Source organism: Shewanella fodinae, assembly GCF_014651955.1.
GTDB classification, from domain to species: domain Bacteria; phylum Pseudomonadota; class Gammaproteobacteria; order Enterobacterales; family Shewanellaceae; genus Shewanella; species Shewanella fodinae.
This window is the reverse complement of record NZ_BMXW01000001.1, coordinates 281,010-295,614: the sequence shown is the minus strand read 5'-3', so window position 1 is coordinate 295,614 and position 14,605 is coordinate 281,010. Positions and strand designations below refer to the sequence as shown.

At 47.8% G+C, this 14,605-nt stretch carries 16 protein-coding genes and 1 other RNA gene; 7 read left to right on the top strand and 10 right to left on the bottom strand.

All coding sequences use genetic code 11. From position 1 onward, the window contains the following. From IE064_RS01500 to pspF, 4 genes are all read right to left on the bottom strand, one after another. Nucleotides 1-891, bottom strand: coding sequence for an ABC transporter permease subunit (locus IE064_RS01500; RefSeq protein ID WP_189615766.1), 891 nt, complete (start codon nt 889-891; stop codon nt 1-3). After that, entirely contained in the window at nt 878-1,909 is a 1,032-nt protein-coding gene (locus IE064_RS01495) for an ABC transporter permease (RefSeq protein WP_189615765.1), read from the bottom strand. Before IE064_RS01495 ends, IE064_RS01500 begins: the two co-directional genes overlap by 14 nt. Beyond that, nucleotides 1,909-3,531, bottom strand: coding sequence for an ABC transporter substrate-binding protein (locus IE064_RS01490; RefSeq protein WP_189615763.1), 1,623 nt, complete (start codon nt 3,529-3,531; stop codon nt 1,909-1,911). The genes IE064_RS01495 and IE064_RS01490 overlap by 1 nt, the downstream gene beginning before the upstream one ends. Nucleotides 3,532-3,681: 150 nt before the next feature. Further along, on the bottom strand, nt 3,682-4,767 hold the full coding sequence (pspF, locus tag IE064_RS01485) for a phage shock protein operon transcriptional activator (RefSeq protein WP_189615762.1): 1,086 nt from the start codon (nt 4,765-4,767) through the stop codon (nt 3,682-3,684). 178 nt (nt 4,768-4,945) lie between these two features. Between pspF and pspA the strand changes: the two genes are divergently transcribed. From pspA to ffs, 7 genes are all read left to right on the top strand, one after another. After that, complete coding sequence (pspA, locus tag IE064_RS01480) at nt 4,946-5,629, top strand: phage shock protein PspA (RefSeq protein ID WP_189615760.1); 684 nt, start codon at nt 4,946-4,948, stop codon at nt 5,627-5,629. Nucleotides 5,630-5,654: 25 nt separating this feature from the next. Beyond that, entirely contained in the window at nt 5,655-5,891 is a 237-nt protein-coding gene (gene pspB, locus IE064_RS01475) for an envelope stress response membrane protein PspB (RefSeq protein WP_133037645.1), read from the top strand. Continuing rightward, complete coding sequence (gene pspC / locus IE064_RS01470) at nt 5,881-6,267, top strand: envelope stress response membrane protein PspC (protein WP_189615758.1); 387 nt, start codon at nt 5,881-5,883, stop codon at nt 6,265-6,267. The genes pspB and pspC overlap by 11 nt, the downstream gene beginning before the upstream one ends. A gap of 46 nt (nt 6,268-6,313) precedes the next feature. Beyond that, nucleotides 6,314-7,732 (top strand): YcjX family GTP-binding protein, encoded by a 1,419-nt coding sequence (locus IE064_RS01465; RefSeq protein ID WP_189615756.1) that lies wholly within the window; start codon nt 6,314-6,316, stop codon nt 7,730-7,732. Beyond that, the gene (locus tag IE064_RS01460) at nt 7,729-8,826 is read left to right on the top strand and encodes a TIGR01620 family protein (RefSeq protein WP_189615754.1); all 1,098 of its coding nucleotides are present in this window, start codon (nt 7,729-7,731) and stop codon (nt 8,824-8,826) included. Before IE064_RS01465 ends, IE064_RS01460 begins: the two co-directional genes overlap by 4 nt. A 116-nt stretch (nt 8,827-8,942) precedes the next feature. Next, nucleotides 8,943-9,251, top strand: a complete 309-nt coding sequence (locus IE064_RS01455; protein ID WP_189615752.1) for a ComEA family DNA-binding protein — start codon at nt 8,943-8,945, stop codon at nt 9,249-9,251. A gap of 163 nt (nt 9,252-9,414) precedes the next feature. Beyond that, nucleotides 9,415-9,512: signal recognition particle sRNA small type (ffs, locus tag IE064_RS01450), an RNA gene on the top strand. 33 nt (nt 9,513-9,545) lie between these two features. Here ffs and IE064_RS01445 read toward each other — a convergent pair. The 6 genes from IE064_RS01445 to dinG form a co-directional block, all read right to left on the bottom strand. Beyond that, entirely contained in the window at nt 9,546-9,824 is a 279-nt protein-coding gene (locus tag IE064_RS01445) for a late competence development ComFB family protein (protein WP_133037640.1), read from the bottom strand. 13 nt (nt 9,825-9,837) lie between these two features. After that, entirely contained in the window at nt 9,838-10,257 is a 420-nt protein-coding gene (locus tag IE064_RS18270; protein ID WP_189616002.1) for an arginase family protein, read from the bottom strand. 64 nt (nt 10,258-10,321) lie between these two features. Next, nucleotides 10,322-11,011: a DUF2057 domain-containing protein gene (locus IE064_RS01435; protein ID WP_133037639.1), complete on the bottom strand. Its 690-nt coding sequence runs from the start codon at nt 11,009-11,011 to the stop codon at nt 10,322-10,324. Between the two features lie 9 nt (nt 11,012-11,020). Then, nucleotides 11,021-11,683: a primosomal replication protein gene (locus tag IE064_RS01430; protein WP_189615749.1), complete on the bottom strand. Its 663-nt coding sequence runs from the start codon at nt 11,681-11,683 to the stop codon at nt 11,021-11,023. Beyond that, nucleotides 11,680-12,453: a sulfite exporter TauE/SafE family protein gene (locus IE064_RS01425; RefSeq protein ID WP_189615747.1), complete on the bottom strand. Its 774-nt coding sequence runs from the start codon at nt 12,451-12,453 to the stop codon at nt 11,680-11,682. The genes IE064_RS01430 and IE064_RS01425 overlap by 4 nt, the downstream gene beginning before the upstream one ends. 12 nt (nt 12,454-12,465) lie before the next feature. Next, nucleotides 12,466-14,538: an ATP-dependent DNA helicase DinG gene (gene dinG, locus IE064_RS01420; RefSeq protein WP_189615745.1), complete on the bottom strand. Its 2,073-nt coding sequence runs from the start codon at nt 14,536-14,538 to the stop codon at nt 12,466-12,468. Nucleotides 14,539-14,605: the final 67 nt, after the last annotated feature.

Here is a 14,605-nt window from a genome sequence, read left to right as displayed (position 1 = left end):
TCAGTTTCTCATTGGTGTCAGCGCAGATCTCAGCCCATCGCCGACGAGGTTAACGGACAATACACTGAGCAAAATGGCCAAACCTGGAATGGTGACAGTCCAAGGGGCGGTTAGGAAGCTATCTAGCCCCTGGAGCACCATTGTGCCCCATTCTGGTTGTGGCGCCTGAGCGCCCAGATTCAGGAACCCTAACGCTGCAATATCCAATATGGCCGCGGAAACTGCCAGTGTTGTTTGGATAATCACAGTTTCCCAAACGTTTGGCATAATGACGTACCAGAAAATCTGTAAGGCATTGGCACCATCAAGCCGCGCCGCCGTGACATATTCTTTCTGTAGTTCTTCGTGAACCGTCTGATGAATTGCGCGTACAAACTGAGGCGTCAGCGAGATCCCCACCGCCCAGAACACATTACTGAGCCCTGGGCCTGTGACTGCAACCACTAATATTGCCATTAGTAGCGATGGAATAGACAGCAGCGCATCCAGCAAATGTCCGAGAATACTGGATTTAAGTCCACTCATCATGCCCGAAATTGAGCCAATAATCACACCCACGACTAAGGCCGAACTGACGATAGCAACCGCAGTACCAAATGTGAGTTGGACACCATACAGCAGGCGGCTGAAAATATCGCGACCCAGATCATCGGTACCCAGAAAATGTTCCACCGTGCCGTTGCTGTTCCAAGAGGGCGGTAACAGCAGCGCATCGGGATCCTGGAACTCTGCGGCGAAAGGTGCAAGATAATGACCGACCAATGTCAGTAATAACAGCATGCCCACGCCCCATAAACCTGCCAATGCCTGCGGTTTAGATGCGAAAACCCGCCAGACTTTCATCGCTGGAGAGGGAATGGCATCATCCAGATAAATTTTAGTTTGAGCCATAAAATTCCTTGCGGCTTAGCGGGTTGGCTAAGGTGTACAACACTTCTATCAGAATACTGGAAAACACAATAAGCAATGCCACCGCCAGGATACCGCTTTGAATAACGGTGTAATCACGCTGATAGATACCGGAAACCAACCACGAACCTATTCCAGGCCAGGAAAATATCACTTCTACCACAATGGCGTAACTGGCAAAAGGGCCGAGCATCAGACCTATGTGCTTCAGTAGCGGGATCAGCGCATTGGGAAGCGCATGGCGTAGTACGATTTTAGAGTAGGGCAACCCACGAGCTTCTGCTGCGCGAATATAGGTTTGCCCCATCACGTTGACCATGGCAGCGCGGGTGATACGCACCACCACAGTAAACGGTAAAACGGCTAACGTAACAGCAGGCAATATAATGTGTAGCAGGGCATCACGAAAAGCGGCAATACGGTAAGGCGAGTCCGATAGCAAGGTATCCAGCAACATAAAACCTGTGACTGGACGGATCTCATAAAGCAGATTAATTTGACCGGAAATCGGCAGCCAGCCAAGTTTTACGCCAAACCATAAAGCGAGCGTCAGTCCGAGCCAAAATACTGGGATGGAATAACCGGTAAGCGTGCCCGCCATAATAAATTTTTTCAGCGCTGAGTGGTGCGTTAGCGCCGCAATAACGCCCAAGGGAACACCGAACACCAACGCAATGAGGCCAGCGACAAATGCCAGCTCAAAGGACGCAGGTAAGGCGAGTAGCAACTCTTCTGAAATTGGTCGTTTTGAAGTAACCGAAACGCCTAGGTTGCCACTCAGGCGTTCGCCCGTATAGGCAAGAAACTGGCGCACACTGCCTTTGTCCAGACGGTAATCCTCAATTATCTGGGCTTCTTGGGCATCGGTTGGATATTGAATACCACTGAGGGCGTACCCCAGATCCACCGGAAATAGATGGGTGGCATAAAATAGAATCCCTATCAGTAGCAACGAAGTCGCAATAAACAGGTTAAGGCGTCTTATTAGATAATTAGCCATTACTGCTGCCCCTTATTGCCCATATCATTAAAACCTATGCCGCCAAATGGCATCAGCAGAATGGGCGGCGCATCTGTGTGTTTGAGTAACATACGTTTTGCATACGCTAAAGGTACTAATGGTACCTCCGCATCGATGACTTCTTCTGCCTGTCGATATAATTCGGTACGCTCGCCCTTATCGGTAATCACTTTGGCACGGTTTATCAGCTTATCGTACTGGGCATTACACCAGTTTGACCGATTACTTTTTGAGGCCACTGAGCCACAACTGAGCAACGGGGTATAAAAATTGTCTGGGTCGCTATTATCAGCACTCCAGCCGATCAACACTGAATCATAGTTACTGCTGGATAATTTACGGGTAAATACGCTCCAGTCATAACTTACAATATTGGCCCTGACGCCTACGGCGGCCAAATCTGCTTGAATAAGCTCGGCCGTTTTTTGAGAATTAGGGTTATAAATACGTGCCACTGGCATGGCCCAGATATCAATGCTGAGATTACGTATTCCCGCTTGTTTTAGTAGATCACGTGCTTTTTGCGGATTGTATTGATAATCCAAAGCGGTTCCCGTATACGCCCAAGATGAAGGCGGGAGAATACCTGAAGCTTCAACGGCGGTATCCTGATATACGGCGCGCAGCAAGTTTTGTTTATCAATGGCATAAGCCAACGCTTGGCGTACTTTGATATTATCTAACGGCGGCTTGCGGGTGTTGAACGCCCAATAAGCCACATTCATCCCTGGCTGACTTTCAAGTGTCAGATTCTCATGAGCGGCCACCACTGGCAATTCTCCCGCTTTGGGGAGCGCGGAAATACTGCAGTCACCCACAATCAGTTTCGATAGGCGAATGGTGCTGCGAGGGGTGATATCAAACACCAATTGATCAGCGGATGGAATGGTGCCCCAATAACCTGGATGGCGGCGGAAACGGATATATTCGTTCTTAACGTAATCCACTAACATAAATGGGCCGGTGCCTACCGCCTTGCTGTCAATGTCTGACATATGTCCAGATGCCTGCAACTGGTCGGCATATTCCTTTGACAGGATCACGGCAAAATCAGTCGCCATGTTGGCCATAAATGATGCGTCAGGATAATTGAGCTCAAAGCGCACTTTGTCACTGTCGAGCTTAACAACCCGCTTGATTAGTTTTTCGAACCCAATGCTTTCAAAAAAAGGATAGCCGGTGCGTGATACAAAATGGAATGGGTTGTTCTTGTCGATGATCCGTTCAAACGAAAATACAACATCATCGGCATTAAACTGGCGGGTAGGATGGAAATAAGGACGATCCTGGAAATTGACGCCGTGGCGTAGCTCGAAATCGTAATTCAACCCATCTTTACTGACATGCCAGGATGTCGCCAGCGCGGGGATGAACTCGCCAGTGTAGGGGTTATCATCAATGAGGCGGTTATATATTTGATGTGAGGTGGCATCAATGGTGGTCCCAGAGGTCACTGTTTGTGGATTAAAAGACTCAGGGTTACCTTCGGAACAATAAACCAAGCCCGAAGGCACCGGCAGAGGGCCACAACCAACCAGTGCCAACCCCAGCAGTGTGCAGCTTGACAGTCGCAGTCTTAACTTGCCTGTGAACCTGAGCATTCTCAATCGTAGCCTTTTAACCAGTGAAATACCCGTAACGGCAAGCGTTGTCGGCCTGGTGTTGAACATCCGCAGATTCATTGCACATTGCTAATTATCGGTACATTGACCCGCAATTCTAACAGTGTCAGGTTGCCTTGGGCAATTCCCTCAGTTTTTGTCCAGCAAATTGTATTTTTTGAGGATCCCGCGTAGTTGATGATAGCTGAGTTGTAATAGGTCGGCGGTTTTTTTCTGATTGAACTGACTGGCGACCAGCGCTTTCTGGATCAATTCCACCTCAAATGCTTCGCAGCTTTGCTTAAAATCCACTGGGAATTCAAATGAACTGGGTTCACTTATGGTTCTGAGTTCATCATTAAGCGGTAATACTGGCTCTGATGGGCTAGCTGCAGTGGTGTCTGTGGCAATGACTGGTTGTCTCGACAAGGTACGGATCCGCTGTTGTGGCCGATAGGGCGAGTCAAACGGATCCAGCACAATTTCGCGGATCGGTTTTTCTTCATTGCCGTGGCGGTAGACACTGCGTTCAACCGTATTTTTTAACTCACGAATATTACCCGGCCATTCATAATTCAATAATGTATGCACCGCGCTGTTAGTAAATCCAGGAAAGAGCTTCAGCTTGAGCTGTTTAGCCATGCCAAGCGCGAAATGTTCTGCCAACGGCAAGATATCTTCCTGGCGGTAGCGCAGCGGTGGCAGGGTGATCACGTCAAATGCCAAGCGGTCCAACAAATCAGCTCGAAATTCCCCTGCCTCGGCTAAAGACGGCAAATCTTCGTTTGCTGCACAGATAAGCCGCACATCAGCAGTGAGCGTTTTACTGCCGCCAACCCGTTCATATTCGCCATATTCAATGACCCGTAGCAGTTTTTCTTGGATCAGCCCGGAAGTGTTGGCCAGTTCATCCAGAAATAAAGTGCCACCATCAGCCCGTTCGAAGCGGCCTTCATGGCGTGCACGGGCGCCGGTAAAGGCGCCAGCTTCATGACCAAATAGTTCACTTTCGAGTAAATTTTCACTGAGCGAAGAGCAGTTAAGTTTGATAAAGTTCTGTTCCCAGCGCTGTGAAAGAAAATGCAAACGCTCGGCGATAAGCTCTTTGCCGGTGCCGCGCTCGCCAATGATCAATACGGGTTTGGATAACGGCGCCAGCTGAGAGACGTGCTCCAGCACTTCCAGAAATGCGTTGGACTGTCCGATAAGATTATCTTGCTGATAGGATCTGCTCACGATAACTGTTGGTCTTTAACGCTAATAAGTGGTGAAATTCATAATATGTGGCTGGTAAAAATAAATAAAGAAAAACTTTATTTTAATCTAACATTATGAAAAATAATAACATATACAACTTGGCACGGTATCTGTATTACAATGTCCGCAACCCACAATAATTTTTGAGGACAGGATTATGGGAATTTTTACGCGTTTCGCTGACATCATTAACTCCAATATCAGTGCTTTGTTAGACAAAGCAGAAGATCCGGAAAAAATGGTGCGCCTGATCATTCAGGAGATGGAAGACACTCTGGTGGAAGTCCGTTCTACTTCGGCCAAAGTGTTAGCCGAGAAAAAAGAACTGCTGCGCCGCATTGCCAAAATGCAGACTCAGGTGCAGGACTGGCAGGAAAAGGCCGAACTGGCGCTAACTAAAGAGCGTGAAGACTTAGCAAAGGCGGCTTTGGTGGAAAAACAGAAAGTCGCAGCAACAGTACAAAACCTTGAAAAAGAGTTGGAAGTTGTTGAAGAACATATTGTCCGCCTGAAAGAGGAAGTAGGACAATTGCAGGAAAAACTGGCAGATGCCAAGGCTCGGCAGAAGACTATTATTATCCGTAAGCAGTCAGCATCTTCGCGCTTGGAAGTAAAAAAACAGCTGGACTCCAGCAAAATTGATAATGCTATGCTGAAGTTTGAACAGTATGAGCGGCGCATTGAAGGGCTGGAAGCCGAAGTGGAATCCTATGAACTGGGCGGGAAAAAGAACAGTTTGGATGCTGAATTTGCAGCCTTAAAAGCCGACGATGAAGTCAGCGAAGAGCTGGCGGCACTGAAAGCCAAAATGAAAGGCAAAGTCGCCAAGTCTGAAAAATAACAATTAGATAGAGCTGAGGTGAATTATGGATATGGATCTGTTGATGGCACCACTGATTTTGTTCATGATCTTTGTGGCACCCATCTGGCTGATTCTTCATTATCGCAGCAAGCGGCAGGTGGGCAAGGGGCTGACCGATGAAGAGTTCAAACAACTCAATGAGTTGGTTGATAAAGCTGAAAAAATGAGCCAACGTATTACCACGTTAGAGTCTATTTTGGATGCTGAGTCACCAGAGTGGAGGCAACGCCATGACAGATAAAAGAAAAACCTTATATCGCAATAAGCGTAACGGTAAAATTGCTGGGGTATGTGCCGGGATTGCCGACTACTTTAATCTCGAAACCTGGTTGGTCAGAGTGGCGGTTGTCTCTATCTTCCTGCTGGGAGGCTCCGCAGTCATGGTGGTAGCTTATGTGGCACTATGGATGATCCTAGATGAGACACCACGCGACTTTGATTCGGAATATCGCGAGCTAGGGATTAAGAAAAAAGTGTGGCAAGCGGGTGAACCTGCTACCCAAGCGCTCAGAGATCTGAACCAACGTTTTGCCGGGTTGGAACGCAAATTGCGGGATATGGAAACTTACGTCACCTCAGAACAGTATGAGTTGAAGCGCCAAATTAATAACCTGTAATCCTCATTGAGGGCGGTATAACCGCCCTTTTGTTTTTGGGAGCGCTATGAGCCACTGGCAGCAACTAAAGAACAAAGCCCTTGAACTTACCTATAGAACGGCTGATCAGCATGTACGTTTAGCGGTAACCGGGCTGGCGGGGGCCGGTAAAACCGCATTTATTACCGCCATTATTAACAAACTGATCAATGCCTCCCCTGAACATGCCAGTCAATTGCCATTATTTACGGTGTGTCTGGAACACCGTTTGCTGGAAACCAAGCGGGTACTACAACCCGATCTGCAACTGGCTAGCTTTGCTTATGATGCGGCGTTGGCGCAACTGACCGGGGAGCAAGCACAATGGCCTGCCTCTACAACGAATATCAGCGAGTTACGACTTGCCATAAAATATCGCCCGAAGCAGGGATTTCGAGGTCGTCTGCTCAATGGTGCCAGTGCGACATTACTCTTGGATATTGTCGATTACCCTGGTGAGTGGTTACTGGATTTACCCATGCTCGAACAGGATTATCAGCAGTGGTGTCGTACTATTTGGGCAACGGCAACTAACTTAAATCGTTCACCATTTTATGATGAATTCAAGGCCAGTGTGATGGCGCTACAGCCAGCGGCTGATGCCAGTGATGAGTTGCTCGCAGCGATAGCTAATCATTATCAACGATTGTTGCAAGATATGGTGCAACAACAGGGATTTTATCTGGCTCAGCCGGGACGAATGCTATTACCTGGCGACCTCGCTGGGGCGCCTATTTTGAGTTTTTTCCCGTTGCTTCCGGAACAGTTGACCGCAGCAGATGCTTTTGGTCGCAATAGTATCTACCAGATTTTGGAACATCGTTATCAGGAATATGTAGCCAAGGTTGTCCAGCCGTTTTACCACGACTATTTTGCCGGATTTGATCGGCAACTGGTGTTAGTTGATTGTTTCACAGCACTCAATCGTGGTAAGGCGCAGTTTGACGACATGACCAAAGCGTTAAACGCCATCACCCAGAGCTTTCGTTTTGGTCGCCGCAGCTTATTGCGACGCTTGTTTGCCCCAAAAATCGACCGTTTGTTGTTTGCCGCTAGTAAAGTGGACCAGATTACCCGAGATCAACAAGGTAATGTGCTGGCGCTGTTAAATGCCATTCTGGCTCCTGGACGTAATTTTGCCGACAGTGCAGGCTGTGCCGTGGAAACGATGGCCGTCAGCGCCATTCGAGCCACTAAACCCGGAATGGTCCGAGACAGTGAGTACGGTGAACAAGAGGTGGTTGTTGGTAATCGCCTTAGTGACCGACAACCGGTTACACTTTATCCAGGACAAGTGCCACGGCAATTGCCGGATGCTGCTTTTTGGCAGCAACAGGGCTTTCGCTTTTGTGACTTCGCGCCGCCGCAATTGCAGCCAGGGCAGACTTTTGAGCATATTCGCCTCGACTATCTATTGAACTTCCTGCTGGGAGATAAACTGCAATGACTCGCAAAATTGTCACCTCTGCAGAGGTCGCGGAATCTCAACCACCTGAGCACAGTAGCACCGATAACCTGCGACCTTTTCGTGAGTATCAACGTGATAAGGTTCAGTTTGAAGACCGCGAAACTTCGTTACTGTCGGTGACAGAAGATGCTGATATAGAAGCAATATTGGAGGGAGACTCAACTACCAAACAAGCGTCACTGCGGGCGTTACTTCAGCCCAAAAAACTCTCAGTACTGGCAAAGTTGGCATTAACAGGCTTGTTGGCCGCGGTGCTGGTGCAGACAGGACTCGGGTTAGCCGATGCCTGGCAACAGAGTCCATGGCTATTTGCATTTTACAGTGCTGTTATCTCTTTTGTGCTGGCATGGGCTGGCCACACAACTGTTGTCGAGTGGCAACAATTGCGGCGGCTACGGCAAGTAGAAGACGCCCGCGTACAAGGGGAGCGCTTACTTGGCAGCATGCAGATGGGCGAAGCTGTGCCTTTTATTCGCCACATCACCACCGCCATGCCGACGTCAGCAGCTGCATCTATTCGGCAGTTGGAGAAATTGTTGTCAGCGGAGCAGAACGATGCCGAGCAGGTGATGTTATTCGAGTCAATTGTGCTGCGTCAACGCGATAGCGCTGCGCGGAAAATTGTCCGACATTTTGCCGCAGAGTCAGCTTTATTACTGGCCATCAGCCCGTTTGCCATGCTTGATATGGCGCTGGTGCTATGGCGTAACCAGAAAATGATCAGTCGCATAGCAGAATGTTATGGCATAAAGCTGGGGTATTGGAGCCGCATTCGATTGTTTCGCGGCATTCTGCTCAATATCTTGTATGCAGGAACAACTGAACTGGCGATGGATATTGGCAATCAACTGTTGTCAGTGGAGTTGACTGGAAAATTATCGGCGCGCTTAGGGCAGGGTCTAGGGGCGGGTTTGTTAACGGCCAGATTAGGCTATCAGGCAATGGCGTTGTGCCGTCCGTTGGCGTTTGATGAAAAATCCCGTCCTCGGTTATCTGGCATTCATAAAGAGCTGTTATTGGAGTTACAACAACTAAGACACAAGGCAAAACAGTCTGCGGATGAGACGCAATGAGGTGATTAAGCTACTTCATGTTTGGCTAATTTTTAAGCATTAACTACACTTTCTTAGGGCCAGGGATTTGGAGATTTAGGCCCATTATGAATATGGATGATAAAAAGGAGAGAGTGATGAACCCATACCTGAAGACGTTTGTAATTGTCACCGCATTACTGACACCTACTCTTGCCGCTCCACTGTTAGCTGAAACCCCCAAAGCTGATATGGCGATGCAAAAGGTTAATCCTCAGAAAATCAGTATTAATACTGCCACTGCCGCCGAGTTGCAGATGCTTAAAGGAATTGGCGAAGCGAAAGCTAAGGCGATAGTGGAATATCGTGAGGCCAATGGCAAATTTTCGTCGCTGGAAGAACTGACCAAGGTGAAAGGAATTGGGGCTAAATTCCTTGAAAAGAACGCTGAATTGCTAACGCTATAAGCAATACTGCGATTATCAAAAAGTCTGCTTTGTCGGACTTTTTGCTTATCTAATGTGCAGTTACACCTATCTTTTTGAGGAATAGGGTATTTATCCTTGATCCTCTCGAGGCCTTCAGGGATAATCGGCGCCGTTGCAGTGGTTCTGCAAATCTGTGGCGACCCCAGGGTCCCCCCGCAATGATAACTTGTGAACCCGGCCAGGCCCGGAAGGGAGCAACCGTAGCAAGCGACTCATGTGCCGGGGTGTTGGCTCTGGGGGAGCCTCCAATTTTCCGCTCGTTTATTTATTCGTTCAGACCGCGGTCTTATCATCTTTAATGAGTTTTGATTTCAAAAATGCTCGTGATTTTTCCAGCGCATGGTAGATTTCCCGGCGCATCTGCTCTTGTTCATTGAGATCTTCATAAAAATAGGTATCCACCAGATGATGAATATAGCGCACCGGTAACTGATTTAGCGTTATGCAGGCTAAATCCGCCAGATAGCTTTCCGGCAGTTCATCAAGCAGTCCCTCATCAGATAAAATTTCCATCAACAGCACTTCATAATAGTTGCGGATATCCAATTGCATTCACTATTCTCCTTCAGTTAGCAAAACACTCGGTGGCGCCAAAGTATAACTGACTGTGTCCGGACACTAATTGTAGAATGTCCCGGCAATATCCGCCGCCACTAACGCAGACAATTGGGATCTCCATTGTAGTGGCAAGATGTAGTATCCACTTATATCTCTGATAAATATCCTGAACTGTCAGCGCCAATAGACCGAGTTCATTATCTTGGCGTACATCAACTCCAGCATCATAGAAAATTAGTTGTGGCTGGTGCCTTTGTAATATTAAAGGCAAGGTGTGCTGTAATGACACCAAATAGTGGCTCCCATCGGCACCAGGTGACAGCTCTAAATCGTAGTGTGAATGTGGTTTATGTGCTGGGAAGCTTTTGCTGCAGTGCCTGGTATTTCTGGTGCAGTGCTTGGTATTTCTAGATGGAAAAGCGAAGATGCGGAGGTAACGCCAGCTTTAAATAGCTGGCGTGGTAGATGACCGGGATCACAGCGTTAGCTTATTACAGCTGTTTAATCGCCCAACTCATAAACTCTTTGCGAGTGGCCGCATCAGCGTGTAACCACCAATACTGCAGCATCTGTCCGGCATGGGCCGCACTATCTGCTTTTGTGGCGGGAGAATTGGCTTCTGTCGTGGACATCGGTGCCGTCATAGCTTCTACCGCCGTTGGCTGTCGCATTGTCGCCACCGGGACCTCTTTGCCTGCAGTCACTGCCGCTGATGCAGAATCGATATCCACCCCAGTATCGGTGCCCAGCAACTTGCTTACGAAAGAATCTTCTTTCAACTGTGTTTGTACAATACTGTAATCTACCGTGCCGCCATCCTTACGGGTAATGACCACGTTCGGCGCTTTTGCATAGTCTTTGGGACTGACCACTTTGTTTTTGGGGGCGAGCAGATATTGATAATCACCATTAACGTTCAAGGTGACTATAAAAGGTGACGATTTCACGAAGTTAGGGCTATCACTAATGCCATCTTCATACACATCACTGTAACGTATCGCAATTTTATGCTCGCCTTCGCTTAACGTCAGCTCGCTCTTGTGGGTGAAATGGTTGGTTTCGACCTCTTGTCCATCCAGTGCCAGATATTCGAAAGACATAGGAATATTGAGATTGGCCGCAAATACAGAGGATGAACTAAGAAGCGCAAGCAGCGCTGAAGCGGTCAAAGTGAATTTCATTGTTGCTCCTTAACGATGGTTATTTTGCTGCGGACGTTCGAACACTTGAATGCGATCTTCAATGTAACTGATGGCCTGCCTGCATTTGCCCAAACGGCGGTGCATTAAAAGCAGGTCATTTTGAAGTGCAATTTTTGCAGTACTATGACAGGTGTCTAGTTGCGATTGCAATTGTTCGATTTTGAATAAAATTTTTTTCTCCCAATTCAGATGTTTATTTAGCTCCTCGTAGAGTCTGTGACTACTATGCATCACTTGATTGGCAATCCAGTCGAAGCCACTTGATTGATGCTGTTGCGATTGCTTGTTCTGGAAATAGCGTTGTTTGCTGTTTTTTTGTTGCTGCTGCTCTTTGACATCAATAGCAGTCGTTGCCATGGCTCGTTTCAGTGCCGAGAAGCGATCTTGGATCCTCTCACAGGTTCTGGCGACTGTGGCAGCAGACATCTGTAACTGCAGTTGTTTTTCCAGTTGATTAATATTGTCCCGGATCTGCTGCACACAAGGTGTGAGTTTGGCTCCATGCTGGTGGAATAACTCATCATTAAACCGTTCCAAATGTTCCAGCAGTTTATAATCATGTGCAGGCAATGAGGCATCATATTGGAGTACCTGCTGTTCCAGTTGTTGCAACTGTACTCTCAACTTGGCAATCAGTTGTGACTGGTTCATAGCCAAGCGCTCCAGGTCAGATGCAGCGCCATCGCTATTACCACAGTAATAAACAATGGTCGGATAAACGGCAGACCAAAGCGAATGGCTGAATGTGCTCCGACGAATGATCCAAGCATCATGCTTAGTCCCAATAACAACCCAATCGCAATATCGACCTTTCCCAGTAATAAGAATACCGTCAGTGCGGTAGTGTTACTGGCAAAGGTCATCGCGCGCGACAAGGCGCAGCTTTTCAGAAATGACAGTTTATGTAGTGCTTTGGAGCTTACTATCCAGATGGCACCAATACCAGGACCGGCGAATCCATCATAGCCACCCAATATTAACCCTTGCAGAATCTTACGGCTACGCTTGGGATATTTTTCATTGTCGCTGGTGGGACTTTCCTCAAGAATTTTTCGGCTCAAGAGACTGTATAGCGCAATCACCATTATCAACACTGGCAATAATTTTTCCAGCCAAGAGGTATCGACCAGATACACCAGAATGCTGCCACACAACGCACCGGTAGTTGTTGCCGCAAAGCTGGAACGCCACAATCCGGGCTGCAACAATTGCTGTCGATAATAGGTATAAGCCGCCATGGATGAACCAAAGCTTGCCGCGAGTTTATTGGTGCCAAGTGCCATATGTGGTGGCATGCCAATGGTCAATAATGCCGGTATTGACAGCAATCCGCCACCGCCGACGACGGCATCAATAAAACCGGCGATAACCCCAACTATGCTAAGCAACAGCCAATTGCCAGAATGAGTAACTAGTTCCACGAATTTCCCGGCTTATTCGATGACTCGGCGGTAGGGGGGCAGTGCATCCAACAGCGCTTTACCATAACGCTTGCTGACCAGACGGCGATCAAGAATGGTAATGCGGCCATAATCTTCCTCTTTCCGTAGTAACCGCCCACAACTTTGAATTAGCTTGCGACTAGCATCGGGAATCGTCAATTGTAAAAAAGGATTACCTCCTTTTAGCTTGATATATTCTGAATGTGCCTGTTCTACCGGGGAGGTGGGAACTGCAAATGGGAGTTTGGTGACAATAAGATTCGTCAGGTAATCGCCTGGTAAATCCAACCCTTCAGAAAAGCTGCCGGTGCCGAATAAAATACTAGGCTGCCCACTATCACAACGCTGCTTATGGGTTTCCAGTAGCAGTTGTCGCGGAGCATTGCCCTGAATAAGCGGCTCGGCTGGTAATTTGTCTTTAAGTAACTCTGTCACTTTCTCCATTTGCCAGTAGGACGCAAACAGCACTAATGTTGCTTGTTCTTCTTCGACCAACGCTTTGATCTGCTGTGCCAGTTCATCGGTATAAGCGTCATCAGCAGGCTCCGTTTGCATTTGCGGTAAAAACAACGTCGCGTTATTCGCAAAATCAAATGGTGACTGCAGTGCCAGATAGCGACTGCCATCATTGAGTGATAATCCCACTTGGTATGTAAAGTGTTCAAAGCTGTTAAGCGCTCGCAGCGTGGCACTGCATAACACGACGCCAGCGGCTTTCTCCCAAAGCATTTTTTCCAGCATGAATCCCACTTCAATTGGCGATGCACTGCACAGATAGTCAGGCTGCTTGCCAGAAATCACCTCAATCCAACGTGCCAGTGGGGCGCCTTTGGGATTATCTTCCCGAGCCATCATTTTCCAGAGCTTTTGCAGATTTTCTAGCCGCTGCAGCATAAAACCGCATTCAGTCAGTAAGGCTTCTGCCTGATGCTTAGGGAGTTCGCCGTCTTTAAAACTCTCATTGAGCAGCAACTGCATCTTGTTAAATTGTTTGACGGCATCACTGCTTGCCGTGGACAGGTTTTCCGCCAGGATTAATAAGGCCCCAGGCAATTTGCCGTGCTCAAAACGCCAGCGTTGATCTTCATTAGCAAATAACTTGGGTTGGGTTTCGCAAAAATGCGCCACCTTATTGAGTAATGATGTGAGCTCTGCAACGCGATCCAGCATGGCTTGGGCCGGAGCAATGATATTGTTGCTTTTTATCTGTGCTTGCAGCTTTCCTGCAAGTTTACCGACCTTTTCTAACCAGTCTGTTGCTCCCCGCACCGTGGCTTGCGCACTAGAGAAATCTCGCGCAACAATCGGCAGATGATGAGCCTCATCAATGACATAAAACAGATTTTCCGGTTCTGGCAGGATCACGCCGCCTCCCAACTCCAGATCGGCGAGAAGCAAACTGTGGTTGGCAATCAGTACATCCCATTCATCGAGATCTTCTCTCGCTTTGTGAAATGGACAGTTTGCATGGTTTGCCAATTGTTTATGACAACTGTGCTTATCTGAAGCTATCTGTTGCCACAAGTGATCAGGTAGCGGTGTTTCCAGCGTATCCCACTCACCATTCCAGCGTCCGGCGCGATAATCCTGTAACAGCTGTTGTAGCGATTGTATCTGCGACTGGTCTGGCTTGGTTTGCCACATCGCCATCTGTCCTGTACTGCTCTCGCCAATCAGCATCTCCAGCTTCGCTAGACAAACATAGCGTTGTCGGCCTTTTACTAGTCCGAATTTAAAATCGATACCCGAGTGCTGTAAAAAGAAGGGGAGGTCCTTGTGCAGCAACTGCTCTTGCAATGCTACAGTTGCCGTGGAGATGCAGACTTTTTTCTTAGACGCCAGTGCCAGCGGAATGGTACCGAGAATGTATGCCAAAGATTTACCGATACCAGTGCCAGCCTCGATAACGATGATACGCCGCTGCTTGTCATATTCCCCTGCCAACGTCTTTGAGATTTCTGCCACCATGTAATTCTGTTCCCGACGGGAACGAAAATTAGGCAGGGCGCTAGAGATTGCCTTATAAATCTCGCGGATCTGGTTTTTTACATTGGCAGCAAGCATTGAATGGATCCTGGAAAATAATCCTGTATATATTAACAGTAATTTCTTATCCTAATAAACCTTTAAT

Excerpts from the sequence above, each read along its gene's own strand:
- IE064_RS01500 (WP_189615766.1), bottom strand. The coding sequence starts at position 891 with ATGGCTCAAACTAAAATTTATCTGGATGATGCCATTCCCTCTCCAGCG.
- IE064_RS01445 (WP_133037640.1), bottom strand. The coding sequence starts at position 9,824 with ATGCAATTGGATATCCGCAACTATTATGAAGTGCTGTTGATGGAAATT.
- IE064_RS01455 (WP_189615752.1), top strand. The coding sequence starts at position 8,943 with ATGAACCCATACCTGAAGACGTTTGTAATTGTCACCGCATTACTGACA.
- IE064_RS01435 (WP_133037639.1), bottom strand. The coding sequence starts at position 11,011 with ATGAAATTCACTTTGACCGCTTCAGCGCTGCTTGCGCTTCTTAGTTCA.
- IE064_RS01430 (WP_189615749.1), bottom strand. The coding sequence starts at position 11,683 with ATGAACCAGTCACAACTGATTGCCAAGTTGAGAGTACAGTTGCAACAA.
- pspA (WP_189615760.1), top strand. The coding sequence starts at position 4,946 with ATGGGAATTTTTACGCGTTTCGCTGACATCATTAACTCCAATATCAGT.
- dinG (WP_189615745.1), bottom strand. The coding sequence starts at position 14,538 with ATGCTTGCTGCCAATGTAAAAAACCAGATCCGCGAGATTTATAAGGCA.
- IE064_RS01465 (WP_189615756.1), top strand. The coding sequence starts at position 6,314 with ATGAGCCACTGGCAGCAACTAAAGAACAAAGCCCTTGAACTTACCTAT.
- IE064_RS01495 (WP_189615765.1), bottom strand. The coding sequence starts at position 1,909 with ATGGCTAATTATCTAATAAGACGCCTTAACCTGTTTATTGCGACTTCG.
- IE064_RS01490 (WP_189615763.1), bottom strand. The coding sequence starts at position 3,531 with ATGCTCAGGTTCACAGGCAAGTTAAGACTGCGACTGTCAAGCTGCACA.
- pspB (WP_133037645.1), top strand. The coding sequence starts at position 5,655 with ATGGATATGGATCTGTTGATGGCACCACTGATTTTGTTCATGATCTTT.
- IE064_RS01460 (WP_189615754.1), top strand. The coding sequence starts at position 7,729 with ATGACTCGCAAAATTGTCACCTCTGCAGAGGTCGCGGAATCTCAACCA.
- pspC (WP_189615758.1), top strand. The coding sequence starts at position 5,881 with ATGACAGATAAAAGAAAAACCTTATATCGCAATAAGCGTAACGGTAAA.